This is a genomic window from Bacteroides sp. AF34-31BH, from assembly GCF_003602795.1.
Classification (GTDB): Bacteria; Bacteroidota; Bacteroidia; order Bacteroidales; family Bacteroidaceae; genus Bacteroides; species Bacteroides uniformis.
Genome location: NZ_QTLV01000002.1, coordinates 1 through 15,225, shown reverse-complemented (window position 1 = coordinate 15,225; position 15,225 = coordinate 1). Strand labels below are relative to the sequence as shown.

General features: G+C 48.1%; 13 protein-coding genes. 5 read left to right on the top strand and 8 right to left on the bottom strand.

All coding sequences use genetic code 11. The features are described 5' to 3' along the window. The first annotated feature begins 7 nt into the window (after nt 1-7). A complete protein-coding gene (locus DWZ67_RS03600) occupies nt 8-2,899 on the top strand; it encodes a PD-(D/E)XK nuclease family protein (protein ID WP_009038619.1) in 2,892 nt (963 codons plus the stop codon). 121 nt (nt 2,900-3,020) lie between these two features. On the opposite strand, the gene DWZ67_RS03595 is transcribed toward DWZ67_RS03600, so the two are convergent. The 5 genes from DWZ67_RS03595 to DWZ67_RS03575 form a co-directional block, all read right to left on the bottom strand. Next, nucleotides 3,021-4,148: a response regulator gene (locus DWZ67_RS03595; protein ID WP_005836562.1), complete on the bottom strand. Its 1,128-nt coding sequence runs from the start codon at nt 4,146-4,148 to the stop codon at nt 3,021-3,023. A 41-nt stretch (nt 4,149-4,189) separates the two neighbouring features. Then, nucleotides 4,190-5,125 carry a UDP-glucuronic acid decarboxylase family protein gene (locus DWZ67_RS03590; RefSeq protein ID WP_005825375.1) on the bottom strand — a complete coding sequence of 312 codons (936 nt, stop codon included), beginning with the start codon at nt 5,123-5,125 and terminating at the stop codon, nt 4,190-4,192. Between the two features lie 165 nt (nt 5,126-5,290). Next, nucleotides 5,291-5,824 carry an IbrB-like domain-containing protein gene (locus tag DWZ67_RS03585; protein WP_005825377.1) on the bottom strand — a complete coding sequence of 178 codons (534 nt, stop codon included), beginning with the start codon at nt 5,822-5,824 and terminating at the stop codon, nt 5,291-5,293. After that, nucleotides 5,821-7,110, bottom strand: coding sequence for a DUF3440 domain-containing protein (locus DWZ67_RS03580; RefSeq protein WP_087332529.1), 1,290 nt, complete (start codon nt 7,108-7,110; stop codon nt 5,821-5,823). The genes DWZ67_RS03585 and DWZ67_RS03580 overlap by 4 nt, the downstream gene beginning before the upstream one ends. A gap of 5 nt (nt 7,111-7,115) precedes the next feature. Next, the gene (locus tag DWZ67_RS03575) at nt 7,116-7,508 is read right to left on the bottom strand and encodes a hypothetical protein (RefSeq protein ID WP_087332530.1); all 393 of its coding nucleotides are present in this window, start codon (nt 7,506-7,508) and stop codon (nt 7,116-7,118) included. Between the two features lie 192 nt (nt 7,509-7,700). Between DWZ67_RS03575 and DWZ67_RS03570 the strand changes: the two genes are divergently transcribed. After that, nucleotides 7,701-8,252 (top strand): chromate transporter, encoded by a 552-nt coding sequence (locus DWZ67_RS03570; RefSeq protein ID WP_005825383.1) that lies wholly within the window; start codon nt 7,701-7,703, stop codon nt 8,250-8,252. Continuing rightward, on the top strand, nt 8,249-8,773 hold the full coding sequence (locus DWZ67_RS03565; RefSeq protein ID WP_005825387.1) for a chromate transporter: 525 nt from the start codon (nt 8,249-8,251) through the stop codon (nt 8,771-8,773). The genes DWZ67_RS03570 and DWZ67_RS03565 overlap by 4 nt, the downstream gene beginning before the upstream one ends. On the opposite strand, the gene DWZ67_RS03560 is transcribed toward DWZ67_RS03565, so the two are convergent. Then, entirely contained in the window at nt 8,765-9,982 is a 1,218-nt protein-coding gene (locus tag DWZ67_RS03560; RefSeq protein WP_044468192.1) for a sugar MFS transporter, read from the bottom strand. The genes DWZ67_RS03565 and DWZ67_RS03560 overlap by 9 nt on opposite strands. 153 nt (nt 9,983-10,135) lie before the next feature. Here DWZ67_RS03560 and DWZ67_RS03555 point away from each other — a divergent pair, with 153 nt between their 5' ends. Both DWZ67_RS03555 and DWZ67_RS03550 read left to right on the top strand, forming a co-directional pair. Continuing rightward, nucleotides 10,136-11,020, top strand: a complete 885-nt coding sequence (locus DWZ67_RS03555) for an AraC family transcriptional regulator (RefSeq protein ID WP_120129090.1) — start codon at nt 10,136-10,138, stop codon at nt 11,018-11,020. 97 nt (nt 11,021-11,117) lie between these two features. Next, entirely contained in the window at nt 11,118-11,558 is a 441-nt protein-coding gene (locus DWZ67_RS03550) for a pyridoxamine 5'-phosphate oxidase family protein (protein ID WP_016273562.1), read from the top strand. Here DWZ67_RS03550 and DWZ67_RS03545 read toward each other — a convergent pair. Further along, nucleotides 11,549-14,761 carry an efflux RND transporter permease subunit gene (locus DWZ67_RS03545; protein ID WP_120138152.1) on the bottom strand — a complete coding sequence of 1,071 codons (3,213 nt, stop codon included), beginning with the start codon at nt 14,759-14,761 and terminating at the stop codon, nt 11,549-11,551. The two genes, DWZ67_RS03550 and DWZ67_RS03545, sit on opposite strands and share 10 nt — an antisense overlap. Next, nucleotides 14,761-15,225: TolC family protein (locus DWZ67_RS03540; RefSeq protein ID WP_165852454.1), on the bottom strand; the 465-nt coding region annotated here is incomplete at its 5' end. The genes DWZ67_RS03540 and DWZ67_RS03545, both read right to left, overlap by 1 nt.

The window sequence follows — 15,225 nt, the reverse complement described above, 5'->3', positions numbered from 1 at the left end:
CTAAATCATGGAAACATTCCTCCAACTGGTCGCCCGCGACCTTTACGCCAAAATAGGAAACGACCTCTCGCGCACCGCCATCGTTTTCCCCAACAAACGTGCCAGTCTGTTCTTCAACGAATATCTGGCAACTGAAACGGACCGCCCTTTGTGGTCGCCTGCCTACGTCAGCATCAGCGAACTGTTCCGGCAACTCTCTCCATTGAAGTCCGGCGACCCTATCCGCCTGGTATGCGAACTGTATAAGGTGTTCCGCGAAGAGACCCGCAGCGAAGAAACTCTGGATGACTTCTACTTCTGGGGAGAACTGCTCATCAGCGATTTCGATGACGTAGACAAAAACCTTGTAGATGCCGACAAACTCTTCAGCAACCTGCAAGAACTGAAGAACATTATGGACAATTACGACTTCCTCGACCAAGAACAAGAAGAAGCCATCCGCCAGTTCTTCCAGAACTTTTCCATAGAAAAGCGCACGGAGCTGAAAGCCAAATTCATCTCCCTCTGGGATAAACTGGGCGACATCTACCGCCACTACCGCCGCAATCTTACAGAACTGGGCATCGCCTACGAAGGCATGATGTACCGCAATGTCATGGAGCAACTCGACACCGACCGACTGCGCTACGACCGCTATGTATTTGTCGGCTTCAACGTGCTGAATAGAGTAGAAACCCGTTTCTTCCAGCTCTTGCAGGATGCCGGGAAAGCAATGTTCTATTGGGATTACGACGTGTTCTACACCCGTCTTCCCCTTGAGCAAAAGCCGCCCTATACCCACGAAGCAGGCGAATTCATCCTCCGCAACCTAAAGCTGTTTCCCAACCAACTGCCCGAAACTTCTTTTGATGTACTGCGGAAACCCAAGAACGTACGCTTTATCTCCGCTTCTACCGAAAATGCACAAGCCCGCTACTTGCCGCAATGGATTAGGGGGAATGAAGAATTAAGAACCCCTTCTTCATTCAAAGACACTGCCGTTGTCCTTTGCAACGAATCCCTACTGCTTCCCGTCCTCCACTCCATTCCGGCAGAGGTAAAGAACGTCAACATCACAATGGGATTTCCCCTTGCCCAAACTCCGGTGTACAGTTTTATCAACGCCCTTGTAGAGCTACAGACTACCGGCTACCATGCAGGTACCGGACGATACATCTACGAAACCGTAATCACGCTGCTGAAACACCCTTACACCCGGCAACTTTCCCCCAATGCCGAAACACTGGAAAAACAGCTTACCCGGGACAACCGCTTCTATCCCCTTCCCTCGGAGCTGAAGCAGGACGCATTCCTTGAACAAGTCTTTACACCACAGAACGGCATCGCCGCCCTATGCAGCTACCTCACCGAACTGCTTCGCGAAGTGGCCGTCCTCTACCGCCAGGAAAAAGACGTGGAAGACATCTTCAACCAGCTGTACCGCGAGTCTCTGTTCAAAAGCTACACCCTCGTCAACCGCCTGCTCAGCCTGATAGAGACCGGCGAATTGAGTGGTGTGCGCACAGACACGCTGAAGCGACTGCTGAACCGCTTGCTTACCTCTGCCAACATTCCCTTCCACGGAGAACCCGCCATCGGCATGCAAGTAATGGGGGTGCTGGAAACGCGTAACCTCGATTTCCGCAACCTCATCATGCTCTCCCTCAACGAAGGGCAATTGCCCAAAGCCGGAGGCGACTCCTCCTTCATTCCCTACAACCTGAGGAAGGCCTTCGGCATGACCACCATAGAACACAAGAATGCCGTCTATGCCTACTACTTCTACCGCCTCATCCAACGGGCAGAAAACGTCACCTTATTATATAACATCTCTTCGGACGGACTGAACCGCGGGGAGATGTCCCGCTTCATGCTGCAATTCCTGGTAGAGTCGCCGCACAACATCTCCCTTGAGTACCTTGAAGCCGGACAATCTCCACAACAAGCCCTGGAAATTGAGATTCACAAGACACCGGAGATGTTGCAACAGATGTTCGACGCCTACGACATCCACCGACGTCCCAAAGCGTTCTTCTCCCCCTCTGCCCTCAATGCCTATCTGGACTGCCGGCTGAAATTCTACTACCGATACGTAGCCGGCCTGAAGGCTCTCGATGAAGTAAGCGCCGAAATAGACTCCGCCCTCTTCGGCACCATCTTCCACCGTTCTGCCGAACTGGTGTACAACGAACTGACAACCAACGGACGGGAAATACGTAAAGAAGACCTGGAACAGTTACTGAAAGACGATGTCCGCCTGCAAGCCTATGTGGACAATGCTTTTAAAGAAAAGTTCTTCCATGTGCCCCTTACGGAGCAACCGGAATATAACGGTACGCAGCTTATCCATTCCAAAGTCATTGCCTCTTACCTGCGCCAGCTTCTGCGCAATGACCTGCAATATGCCCCGTTCCGTATGGAGGGTATGGAACAGGACGTCAGAGAAATGATGGAAATAGATACTCCGCAAGGAAAGCTTGCCTTACAGATAGGCGGTACCATCGACCGCCTGGACAGCAAAGGAGACACGCTACGTATCGTGGACTACAAGACAGGCGGTACTCCCAAGACTCCTGAAAATATAGAACAACTGTTTACTCCCGCCGACAACCGTCCCAACTATATTTTCCAGACGTTTCTGTACGCCGCCATCCTCTGCCGCAAGCAATCGCTGAAGGTAGCCCCTTCCCTACTTTACATCCACCGGGCAGCTTCCGAAAGCTACTCCCCGGTCATCGAAATGGGAGCGCCGCGACAACCCAAGGTACCGGTCAACAACTTCGCTTTCTTCGAAGACGAGTTTCGCGAACGGCTGCACGGACTCCTGCAGGAGATATTCAGCCAAGAAGAAACATTCAGCCAAACAGAGGATACCCGGAAATGTGAATATTGCGATTTCCGCAGTCTGTGTAAGAGATAAAAAAACAGACCATCCGTTCATAAGAAACAGATGGTCTGCACGACCGTAACAGACGGTCTATTTGAGTCTGACGGATGGTCTGTTTTACTTCAACGGACCATCCGTTCTATTTTCTTCGTTATCACTTCTTCACCGGAATAGAGAAGCTGAATATGGAGCCTTCGCCTTCCTTGGAAGTAAACCACAGTTTACCGCCATTCTTCACGACAAAATCCTTGCATAGCAACAAGCCCAGTCCCGAGCCTTCTTCGTTGTTCGTGCCGAACGTGCTGAAATGCGTATCAGTATGCAACAACTTCTTCTGCCCCTCCTCGCTGATGCCACAGCCATAATCCTGGACGCTGACAACTGCCATACCATCTACTTCCTCCATCTTCACCAGTACCTCTGAGTTCTCCTTACTGAACTTAATGGCATTACTCAACAAGTTACGGACCACTGTCTTCAGCATGTCAATATCAGCGTTGACCATCATTTTTTCCGGTTTCATCTCGCGGATTCTTATCTTCTTCAGGCTTGCCACCATACTGAAAATCTCAATGACACCGTCTGTCACTTCGACGAGGTCCACATCCTGATAAACCACGTTCAACTTACCGATTTGACTCTTTGTCCATTTCAGCAGGTTATCCAGCAATGAAAACACATCCTCCGTAGTCTGATTAGCCATCGTCAGAAGCTCGTACATTTCGGCGCCAATTTTCTCAGATGGCAAGTTCAATATCAGCATATTCAGCACCATTTTGATGGATCCCATCGGAGAACGTAAGTCATGGGCAATCACCGAATAAAGCTTGTCACGCCCGGCAATAGTACGTTGCAGTTCTTCCGTCTTACTCAAAATCAACCGTTTGGCAGCTACCAAAGATATTTGGTGGGTAACACGGATAATCAATTCCTCCTTATTGAAAGGCTTAGAGATGAAGTCATTCGCGCCAACCTGAAACCCCTTCACAATATCTGCCGTACTATTCAGTGCGGTCAGAAAGATGATTGGAATATCAGCTGTATTCGGATTTGACTTTAAATGTTGAGCTACTTCAAAACCACTCATGTCCGGCATCATTACGTCAAGCAAAACCAAATCAGGATTTTCCTTTTCCACCTGTTCCAACGCTTGCCGCCCGTTACTTGCAGTAGCAATCGCGAATTTCTCATTTGTCAAAAGCACTTTCAACAATAAAACGTTTGACATCACATCGTCAACGATGAGAATCTTGTATTCGGAAGGATTTATTTCCATGTTCATCTTTCTATATTGTTTTTCCCGTTATCAAAATTACTATTTAGTTAGGAACGATATTCCTTAAAATACTCTATTATATACTGTAAACCCTCTTCCAGCTCTATAGTCGGTTCCCAGCCCAACTTTTCCTTTGCCAGAGTGATGTCCGGCTGACGCTGTTTGGGATCATCATGAGGCAGTGGCTTGAAAATCAGTTTCGACTTGGAATTCGTCAGCCTAATGACCTTTTCCGCCAGTTCCAATATGGAGAATTCATTCGGATTTCCCAAGTTTACCGGACCGATAAAATCGTCCTCCGTGTTCATCATCCGCACCATACCTTCTATACAGTCATCTACATATTGGAAACTTCGCGTCTGATTACCCGAACCGTATATCGTAATATCCTGGTTCTGCAATGCTTGAACCACGAAATTGGAAACCACCCGTCCGTCATTCGGCAACATCCGAGGACCGTACGTATTGAATATACGGATAATCTTGATCCGCACTCCATTCTGGCGGTGATAGTCCATAAACAATGTCTCGGCACAACGCTTCCCTTCATCATAACAAGAACGGAGGCCAATTGGATTTACATTTCCCCAATAACTTTCCACTTGGGGATGAATAACGGGGTCACCGTACACTTCGCTGGTAGAAGCCTGCAATATCTTGGCATTCGTCTTTTTGGCCAGTCCCAGCATATTGATGGCGCCCAATACAGAAGTCTTGATGGTTTTAATGGCATCATATTGGTAGTGGATGGGAGAAGCAGGACAAGCCAGATTATAGATTTCGTCCACATCTGCCTCATAAGGGGTTTCCACATCATGCAGTACAAATTCAAAGCGGGGATTGCTCTTCAGATGAGTGATATTTCCTTCCGAACCGGTGAAAAGATTATCCAGACAAATCACCTGATGCCCGTCGTTTATCAATCGGGTACAAAGATGAGAACCTATAAAACCAGCACCGCCACTAACCAAAATTTTCTTCATGTAATGTTTTTTATAGTGCCTTAAAGCACATAGGACCTATTCTGTTTGTTTTGATGCTGACAAATGTAGGCGATTTGACTAAATTATGCAAGTTTGCAACGAAATATTTCACTTGTTAATGAATATAAAGAGGCAGATTAAAAAATCCACCCCTGAAATATTCATTTATTTATCCGCCACATACTCTTCTTTCTTATCCGGAATGCTGAAGTTCTTGTTCGCAAACAAGTCTGCCAGACCCGAAATTTGCTTTAAACGCAACACTTCGTCGCGATCCATTCCGATATTCTTCATTATCCATTCATCAGACATACCGGCTCTGTCCAATTCCGCAACAATATGGCACATCAACTCGATATTATGCGTACCACGGGCACGATTATGACGGATAGTGGACGCCATACGGTTGGAAAGTTCCTTGTCAATCACGACCACGGGAAGCAACCCGTTTTCGCGCTGATAAATTCTTTTGGATGTCTTCAACACCTGATAACGGTGGTAACCGTCCACCAGGATGTAGTTATCCTCTTCCTCATCATAGTAACAGACACAAGGCATGGTGAAACCATCTTCCCAGATGGAAAGCTCCAGAAGCTTCATTTCGGGCGGTGCCACTACATTCGGATTGTAATCGTTTGCTTGTATTTTCTCTATTGGAATTGCCCTTACGTTATATACCGGACTTTTATCTACGCTCATAACATCATATTTTTGAATTGTTCCATTATCTTGTCTCTTTTGTATGCCTCTTCCTTGTTCAAGGCAAAACCCATGTACTTGCAGGCATGGTCATTCTTCAGGATGCATATGCACATCCGCTTATAAGTGGGAATTTCCCGGAATTCCGCGATGTCAATATCATCCAGATAATCCATGCGCACCGGCTTCTTGTTTGTCTTGTAATTCGTGGTATTTATCACTTCAATGGACACTCCTGCATCCCTCAGCTTCTGGATGGTCTCGTCAGCCAGACACCCCCCTTTTGTACGCCAGAATTCAATGCTGACGGTAAGCTTTTTCAAGTAGTTCCTCCGGGTCTCTTCCGGCAAGGTGGAAAGCAGGAACTGCATAAAGCCTTTCCACGTATACCCTTCGGGCAGTCGGACCGTCTGCCACCCCATAGCACGCGTCCCTCCGTAAATACCGGTAAAGTTCACCCCGTTGACCCGCCCTATCATTCTTCCCCAAGTATTCGGGTCGATGACACGATACAGCTTCAGGCTCTCTTGTGCCTCACAAAGAAAAGGGCTTGCCACACGCTGGCGTTCGATATTGACTCCGGCTTTATAATATAGGTCATACAAATGGTTATAGTCAAAGCCGAATTTGCCATTGGCCGTCCAGATATCCGTCGTCTTCCAATCATAAATGGGATAAGCATTGAAAATGTCATTGCCTATCTTCGAGGTCCAGCGGTAATTGTGGTACATCTGATACTTCCGGTTCAGATGGATGCTGCGCCAGCGGTTAAAACTCTCTTGCGTACGGATGCCTATGAGAAAGCAGGCACGCACTCCATCCTTCTTCTCATGCAGCCATTTGGCAAAGTGCATCTGGAACTCATAATCCCACATTTCGGGAGTGTAGAAAGGAAACGTCTCTTTAGTGAGGCAGCCTTTCGGCATCTTCCTTACCCAAATGTCCTCCAAATCCTCCTGCCACGGACGCCAGTAACTCTGGTACATCGACGTACAAGTCGTTACACGGAAAGGCACACAAACACGATACACCTCCAATATATCCTTATTCGCCTCCAATACCCGGTCCACATAATCAATGGTCATGCTGTACTGTATCTCATAGTCCATATGGAATACACACAGTTTACGGTTCAGCCGGTTCCGGCGGATATAGTCTATGCACAAATTCAGCAACACTCCACTATCTTTTCCTCCCGAAAAAGAGACGCATATCGTGTCAAATTCCCTAAAAATCACATCAAGACGTTCTTGCGCCAGTTCATACACATTTTTGGGTGCAGCCATAATTATCAGTTTTTCTTCATTTTCACATAACGGGTCCATACCTTGTCTTCCAAAAAGCCCAGCTCGCTGAAGACATCCCTATCTTCAACAAAGCTAACAGCCGTCAGACTACTCTCCTCGCCCTGCTTCTCAAGTACCTTTTCCAGAAGCAATTTTAGCGTGTCAACATTCCTTTCCTTAATATAATAGTTGTTGATGACACATTCATACTTCTTGTGCTCCACCGGCACAAAACCTACAACATGTTTATTATCCAGAGCAACAAACCACTCGTACTCTTCCGATGTCCGGAAAGGGTAATTGTAGTTCTGTTTCAGCACTTCCGGGCTCATAACCAAAGGGGCTACAAGCTCGTACAGCTTTTTATCCGTACCATGTAATTGCACTATCTGTATCATATCTACATTTATATTATTTGTAATTACGTGTTAAAGATAAAGCTTATTTACGACGGAATATTCTCCTTTTAAATAGATTTAAGAATATAGCCCTGCAATATAAAATATTAATAAATAAATATTATCCCCCTAATTTGTATATGTTGATTAATTTGGGTTTCTTTGCAAAAGAAAGTCACCCGAAGAGAAATAATGAAATATTTACTGCTTTTTATGACCTTTGCCAAGATAGGAATGTTCACTATCGGTGGCGGATACGCTATGATACCTCTCATTGAACGGGAAATCGTAAAAAAGAGATGGATGAGTAAAGAAGATTTCATGGAAATGTTTGCGTTGACCCAGTCACTTCCCGGTGTTTTTGCTGTCAATATATCCATATTCGTCGGCTACAAGCTGCATAAAGTAAAAGGTAGCCTGGTGTGTGCACTTGCCACAATCCTCCCCTCTTTTGTCATCATGATGCTGATAGCCATGTTCTTCGCTCATTTTCAAGACAACCAAGTGATGATACGCATCTTTAACGGTATCCGTCCGGCAGTAGTCGCACTGATTGTGATACCCTGCATTTCGGCTGCACGGGCACTGAAGCTGAAGTATTGGCAACTGGTGCTTCCAGCCATCGCCACCATACTCATCTGGCAATTCGGGCTATCCCCCGTATACATTGTCCTTGCAGGAATTGCAGGAGGAATGCTCTATACATTATGGTTAAAAGATAAACTGAGAAAATTACAGATATGATTTATTGGCAGCTGATATTGGTATATCTAAAAATCGGAATGTTCGGTTTCGGAGGCGGTTACGCCATGTTGTCCCTCATCCAATACGAGGTGGTGGACCACCATCACTGGCTCACCCTGCAACAATTCACGGACGTAGTGGCCATCTCGCAGATGACGCCCGGTCCGATAGGCATCAACAGTGCCACCTATGTGGGCTATGCAGTTACTCAAAGCGTGTGGGGAGCTGTCGTGACCACCATTGCAGTATGTCTTCCCTCGTTCATCCTGGTATTGCTCATCTCTTACTTCTTCGTGAAATGCAAGGACAACAAATACATCAAGGCGGCAATGTCGGGACTGCTGCCCATGTCCGTATCATTGATAGCTGCTGCTGCCCTATTGCTGATGAACAAGGAAAATTTCATAGATTACAAAAGCATACTTATCTTTGCAGCCGCTTTCGGCGTGACGTGGAAGTGGAACCTCCACCCTATCTTACTGATAATCCTTGCCGGAGTCGCAGGCTTCCTTCTATATTGAAGAAGCGGTAGAGACGGACACCATCTTGCGGGCATATGCCCACACCACGCAATAGGCAACCAGCGGTACGATGAACGCCCACACCATCGTCGTATGGTCTGCCACCAGTCCCATCAACAGCGGACCTACCACGCCTCCCACGGGAGACATCATCAGGAAAGAGGAAGCCCTCTTGGTATGGTTGCCCAGCCCGCGCAAGGAAAGTGCAAAAATCGTGGGAAACATAATAGCCTCAAACGCATATCCGCACAACAGAGCAGCAAGCGATATCATCCCTACATTCAGCAGTACCAACGAAGTAGTCACTACTGTCCCCGTAGCACACACCAACAACATTTTCTCGGCACGCACACGTCCCATAATCCAGCTACCGGCAAAACGTCCCAACATAAATAATCCCAGTCCACCGAAAGAAAGCACTACGGAAGCTTCGCGGGCATTCATCCAATTCTGCTCCACCACGTAGTTGATGAAGAAGCTGTTGATGGAAATCTCGCCGACTTCATAGGCAAACAAAGCTATCAATCCAAAAATAAAAAGCCGGTGCGACCACAGTCCTACCTTATTACCAGCTTCGTCCACCTCCACGCTATGTTCAATCTCGGGCAACTTGATTCTTGAAAAAACCAGTGCAACCAGCACTACTACTACCCCCATGCAGATGTAGGGCAACGCCACATTGCCCGCCCCTGCCTGCCCATCCTTCGAGAAGAGCAGCAATCCGGCCAAAACCGGTGCGCAGATACATCCTAAGCCATTGAAGGATTGTGCAAAATTCAAGCGACTGGCAGCAGTCTCCTTTGCTCCCAACTCAGTGGCATAAGGATTGGCGGCGGTTTCAAGAAACGTCAGTCCACAGCCTATCACGAACAGTGCAAACAAGAAAAGATTGAAGGACAAATAGTGCTGTCCGGGAATGAAGAGCAACGAACCGATACCATAAAGCAACAGACCGAACACCACCCCCCGGCGGTATCCGAAGCGGCTGATAAAAAGCCCTGCAGGAATAGCCATGATGAAGTAACCCATGTACATCATCATCTGTATAAAAGCCGAATGCGCCTTCGTAATGTCCAGTATCTCTTGGAAGTGCTTGTTAAGTACATTCAGGATGGCGTGGGCAAATCCCCACAAAAAGAAAAGAGAAGTAATCAAAATGAAGGGTACAAGATATTGTCCGCCCACCAATAGTATTCGTTTCTGTTTCATAATATGATAATTCCAGACAACCGTTATAAAGCGATTGATAATTGCGGATGCAAAGATAAACAAAACTCCCGGTCTTTACCCAATATTTTCACATTCGCTATTGTACAGAGTTGCTTTTTCTCTACCTTTACTGCCGTTATACAATGTTAAGCCATGAAAAACGTTATCCCCCGATACAATTTCTACAAGACCAAATACGGAAGTGAACTTCTGATAGATGTCGTCGACCTGAAGTATACCCGGAAATTTTTGACCAAGGGAAGCGTACATATTCTGACTTACTATGACATCACCTTCATTACAGAAGGAGAAGGGAACTTCACCATCAGCAACCGAACACACCAAGCAACTCCCGGTGATGTATTTTTCTCCAAGCCCGGTGAAGTACGTAGCTGGGATACAGACCGCATCGGCAATGGTTATGCTTTAATCTTTGAAGATACCTTTCTGACCTCCTTTTTCAAAGACCCACTATTCGTGCGACACCTTCCATTCTTCCGAATGGGAAAGACGGCAAACAAACTTCATCTGCCAGACGGACTCTATTCACGGATGTTACAACTTCTGCACAATATAAAGGGCGAAATCGACTCCTTCCACCCACACGATACGGGCATATTGCGCGCCTTACTTTACGAGGCCCTCATGCTACTCAACCGTGCCTACCGCACTTCTATTCCTCCGGAATCAGACAAGGAAATCCTTAAAGACAGTAGCAGCTTCCACCTCAGCCGATTTATCGAACTGGTTGAAAAGCACTTTCGGGAACAGCATTCCGTACAATTTTATGCCGACAATCTCTGCCTCACACCCAACTATCTGAATGAAATCGTATCTTCATCCATGAACATCAGCGCCAAGCAATACATCCTTAACAAGCTGACGGATGAGGCCCAACACCTGCTTGCCCACACCGACCTACCCATTTCAGAAATCGCCTTTGAGCTTCACTTCTCAAGTGTCTCCTACTTTGTACGTAGCTTCCGCCAATGTACAGGACAGACTCCCCTCACCTATCGGAAAACAAAGAAACCGTAAAAAGTTACATTTTCCCCTTGTTTTTTATTGCATAAAAGCTCTGCTCGACAGCTATCTTTGTCCCCTGAACAATAAACCCATTAAAAAGAACAAAACAATGAGAGATGCAGAAAAAACAGTAGGGAACATGATTGACAAGGAAAAGACCATCTTTATCGGTTCCGTGGATGCCGAAGGTTTCCCAAACATCAAGGCCATGTTGCAAGCCCGCAAAAGGGAAGGAATCAAACACATCTACCTGACAACAAACACCTCGTCGATGCGCGTTTCGCAGTTCCTCAAGAACAATCGCGCATGCCTTTACGTCTGCAACGCACGCTTCTTCAAGGGTGTAATGCTGCGTGGCACGATGGAGGTTCTGACAGACAATGCCAGTAAAGAGATGATATGGCGGGAAGGCGACACCATGTACTATCCCGAAGGTGTGACCGATCCCGACTACTGTGTCTTAAAATTCACTGCCTTCTCCGGTAGGTATTACAGCGGATTCAAGTCAGAAGACTTCACGATAGAACAAACTATAAATACTCATTTATAGTTACTCTTCACATCACGCCGTTTCAGTACAAAAACCGGCAGAAAAAAGAAGATGCCGATGACGGACATCACCAGTCCTCCAATGGTACCTGCCGCCAATGGAAACCAGAAAGCCTCCTTGTCCTCACCTATCATGAAAGGGATAAATCCCAGAATGGTAGAAACTACCGTGAGGAAAATAGGAACGACCTTCGCATTCCACGCCTTGACGTAGGCACGAAGAGCGGAAAGACGGGGGAAACGACGTCGAATGCTGTTGTACTCGTTCAGGACATAGATGCTGGCATTCACCGTGATGCCACACAGCAGGACGAACGAGGCAAAACCGCCCTGGTCGAAGTTCAGCCGGAACCAATAGAAAGTAAGAAATACCCCGATATAAGAAACCGGAATCACAAAGATGATGGCAAGCGGCTGCTTCAGGGAGTTGAACAGAACGCTGGTCGTAAAGAAGATGATGGCTATCACCACCAGCAGAAGCAGGTATTGGCGGTTGTCCTTCTCGCCCCATGACCAACTGTTGCTGTCCGACTCGGCTGTATAACCCATCGGCAACAGTTTGTTGAACTCCTCCAGGTCACGTTTCTGTATCTTGTTGCCCATCTCATTGGAGCCGATATATTCGTATTGCAGGCAGAGGCGGTACTGCTGGTTTTCTTTGGCAATCTCCTGCGGCATCTGTCCCTTTTCCACAGTAGTCAGTTCGGAAAGCTTGTAATGCTTGCCGTTTCCTACTCCATAGGGGAAGAACTGCATCGCCCAGATGTCATATTCGGCAGACTGGCGGGAAGAGAGCTTGATTTTCTCCATCCCCTGCTCGGCCGCTACCGAACCAATCTCCAGATTCTTGCCAAAGATGGGGCGCACCGCAGAGAAAAGCACTTGCGCGTCGATGCCCTCTTGCGCCATGCGCTCCTTGTTCAGGTTGAAGTAGAATTCCTGATAGTCATCCTTCCACCAGGAGAACTCCGAATTGATGAGCACTTCCTTGATACGCCGGTGCGTCAGCAGCTTGGCCTTCAGCTTCTCCGCCCACTCATAGAGTTCGTCGTAGTTGTAGCCGTACATCCTGATGCGGTAGGAGCCGGCACTCTCGCGGACGTCATTACTGAACCCCTGGTCCTGCAATCCGTAGATGCCCCAGCTGCCGCCTCCCAGTTCCAGTGCCTTGCTTATCATATTGGCTTTCAGTGTATAGGGAAAACCGCTGTTCCGGGCTTCCTTCTTGAAATAAATCTGCATACTGGCACGCCGGGGGCTGTAGATGGAAGTATGAAACTGCCTGATTTCCTTGAACCGGCTGAGGTAGGTCTCCATACGTTTCATCAAAGTGTTCATCTGCTCGAGGGTGCTGCCATTGGGAAGGTTGGCGTTGGCATAGAGCACCACCTCCTCATTACGGGTGAAGTAACTGCCTTCGTACACCTTCTGTATGAAAAGCCGCAAGCTGCCGCCCAGCGCCTTGTCCACAATGGGTTTCACCGACTCTTTATAGGTATCCGAACCGAATACCTTATTGTAAGCAGCTTCCCATTTTCCCCCTCCTTCCAGTTTGTCGGGCAACAGAAAAACGGGCAGACCGAAACCCAACAGCAACAGCAGGCATACAGCCCAGCGCCAACGGCACAGAAAACGGATGAGAGCAGAGTAGCAGCAGGAGAAATAAACGGGGAAACGGCTGAAAATCCGTCCCAACCTTGTTTTGAATGTTTGCGTCAGCCCCGGCAAGACAAGACGCCTCTTCTTCCCCGTAATCCGCCTCACCAGTCCTATCTTCTCAATCATCGACGGAACAAAGAACAACGCCACCATCAAGGAAACAGCCAGATTGATGATCACTACCGCTGCAAAGTCCTGCAGGTTGAGCCGTATCTTCTCGTCAAGGAAGAAAATGATGACAAGCGCACCCATCGTAGTGAGGGTTGCCGCCAACACCGACAGGAAGGCCTTGAGATTACGCCGATGCAGAATGTGGTCGGTCATGACAATGGTGCTGTCTATCACCAGATTCAGCGAGACAGTGATACCCGCCAGCGAATAAAGCTGCATCTCAAGTCCGAAGAGGTAGTAGAAGATAAGTGCCACCGCTATATTTACAGCCAGGCTGGTAACTATCAGAAAAAGATATTTCAACTTACGAGTAATGAGCCATACGAATACAAGCAGGATGAGTACCGTCAAACCGGTACGGAAGTAAATCTTGTCCAGTTCTTCCCGTATGTACTCGGTCGCATCATAGCTGGTATGCACTTCATATCCGACAGGAAGTACCTGCCGAACAGCTTCCATCTCGTCCATCACGGCACGGTTCAGTTGCAACTGGTTGGCAGTTTCTTCCGCAGTAATGGATAGATAGACGGAATTCAGCCCATTGATGCGGTAATAGCTTTGCGGCTCCTCCTCCATACGGACAGCCGACACCAGTTCGTCCAAGCGGAGCAGTTTCCCGTCGGTAGCCGTCACGGTGATGGCAGCAGGATTAAAACCAAGGGAGTTGCTCTCCGGCACCAGTGTCAGGCGTATCCATTCCCGGCTACCGTTACCTGTATCCACATTGTGCGTACCCAGAAATTCCTTCCGGTAATGCCGCTGTACTGCCTCGCTGATGTCCGATAGGGTCACACCCAGCAAGCGCAACTGTTCACTGTCATATTCCAGTCTCCACTCCATGGGCGTGGCACCGCTGAGTTCCACCTTATAGATACCCGGAATATTTGCCAGCCGCGGCTTGATATGCTCCTCGGCATACTGCTGAATCAATATCGGAGTGGAAGGGGCATTCAGTGTGAAGGACATGAAAGGGCGTGAGGCGTTCTCGTCGGGCAATTTCATGTGAATGGTGGGATAGCTGACACCTTCGGGCAATTGGGGCCACGTCTGCCGGATGATGGTGGAAGCTTCGAAGCGGACTGCCTCGACATCGGCATGCTTGTCCAGCTCCACAGTAATGTTGCCGTAGCCGTTGCCCGAGGTGGAGTTCAGCCGCTTCACTCCGCGGATACGCGCCAGCATGGATTCCAGCTTGCTGGTCACTTCCATCTCCACCACCCGCGACGAAGTGCCAGGCATGCTGAAACCCACCGTGAAGCCGGGCAGGCTGCGTGACGGATTCAGCTTGACGGGGAGCAGCGGTATCAACGCCACCCCTACCAAAGCAAGGCAGACAAACGCCACTATGACGGTGAAGGAAGAAACTCGTTTCATCAGTTATTATAATCAAATTTTTCCGACAGCGAAAATCCGCTGGCAAAGTCGTGCAACGTCAGTTTCCGTATCTTGTAATAATTCAGCCAGTAGTCCTGCAAGGCGGAGATGTAATTGCGTTGCGCTTCCTGCTGGCGGTTCAGCGAGAGGGTCAGGCTGTTGATGTCTGCCTTGCCGATAATGAAGCGCTGGCGGGTTTCGTTATACGCCAGGATGGCAAGGTCGAGGGCCTCTTCGGCACTGGCGACGAGGGCTTGCTGGACGTTGAAGTCACTGACGGTCATGATAACCTCCTCCTCAATGCTGATTTCACTCTGCCGGGCAGAAGTCTTCACCACGTTCAGATTGTTCCTCGCCATGTTGTATTTGCCTTTCCTCACGCCCCAGTCCACCAGTGGAATGGAGACACTGACCGACACCATCTCCTGCTGCATGGGATGCCTGTATGCTTCACCGAATTTCTC

Bases quoted from the DNA above. Each gene is read 5' to 3' on its own strand.
- DWZ67_RS03600 (WP_009038619.1), top strand. From the start codon at position 8: ATGGAAACATTCCTCCAACTGGTCGCCCGCGACCTTTACGCCAAAATA.
- DWZ67_RS03595 (WP_005836562.1), bottom strand. From the start codon at position 4,148: ATGAACATGGAAATAAATCCTTCCGAATACAAGATTCTCATCGTTGAC.
- DWZ67_RS03590 (WP_005825375.1), bottom strand. From the start codon at position 5,125: ATGAAGAAAATTTTGGTTAGTGGCGGTGCTGGTTTTATAGGTTCTCAT.
- DWZ67_RS03585 (WP_005825377.1), bottom strand. From the start codon at position 5,824: ATGAGCGTAGATAAAAGTCCGGTATATAACGTAAGGGCAATTCCAATA.
- DWZ67_RS03580 (WP_087332529.1), bottom strand. From the start codon at position 7,110: ATGGCTGCACCCAAAAATGTGTATGAACTGGCGCAAGAACGTCTTGAT.
- DWZ67_RS03575 (WP_087332530.1), bottom strand. From the start codon at position 7,508: ATGATACAGATAGTGCAATTACATGGTACGGATAAAAAGCTGTACGAG.
- DWZ67_RS03570 (WP_005825383.1), top strand. From the start codon at position 7,701: ATGAAATATTTACTGCTTTTTATGACCTTTGCCAAGATAGGAATGTTC.
- DWZ67_RS03565 (WP_005825387.1), top strand. From the start codon at position 8,249: ATGATTTATTGGCAGCTGATATTGGTATATCTAAAAATCGGAATGTTC.
- DWZ67_RS03560 (WP_044468192.1), bottom strand. From the start codon at position 9,982: ATGAAACAGAAACGAATACTATTGGTGGGCGGACAATATCTTGTACCC.
- DWZ67_RS03555 (WP_120129090.1), top strand. From the start codon at position 10,136: ATGAAAAACGTTATCCCCCGATACAATTTCTACAAGACCAAATACGGA.
- DWZ67_RS03550 (WP_016273562.1), top strand. From the start codon at position 11,118: ATGAGAGATGCAGAAAAAACAGTAGGGAACATGATTGACAAGGAAAAG.
- DWZ67_RS03545 (WP_120138152.1), bottom strand. From the start codon at position 14,761: ATGAAACGAGTTTCTTCCTTCACCGTCATAGTGGCGTTTGTCTGCCTT.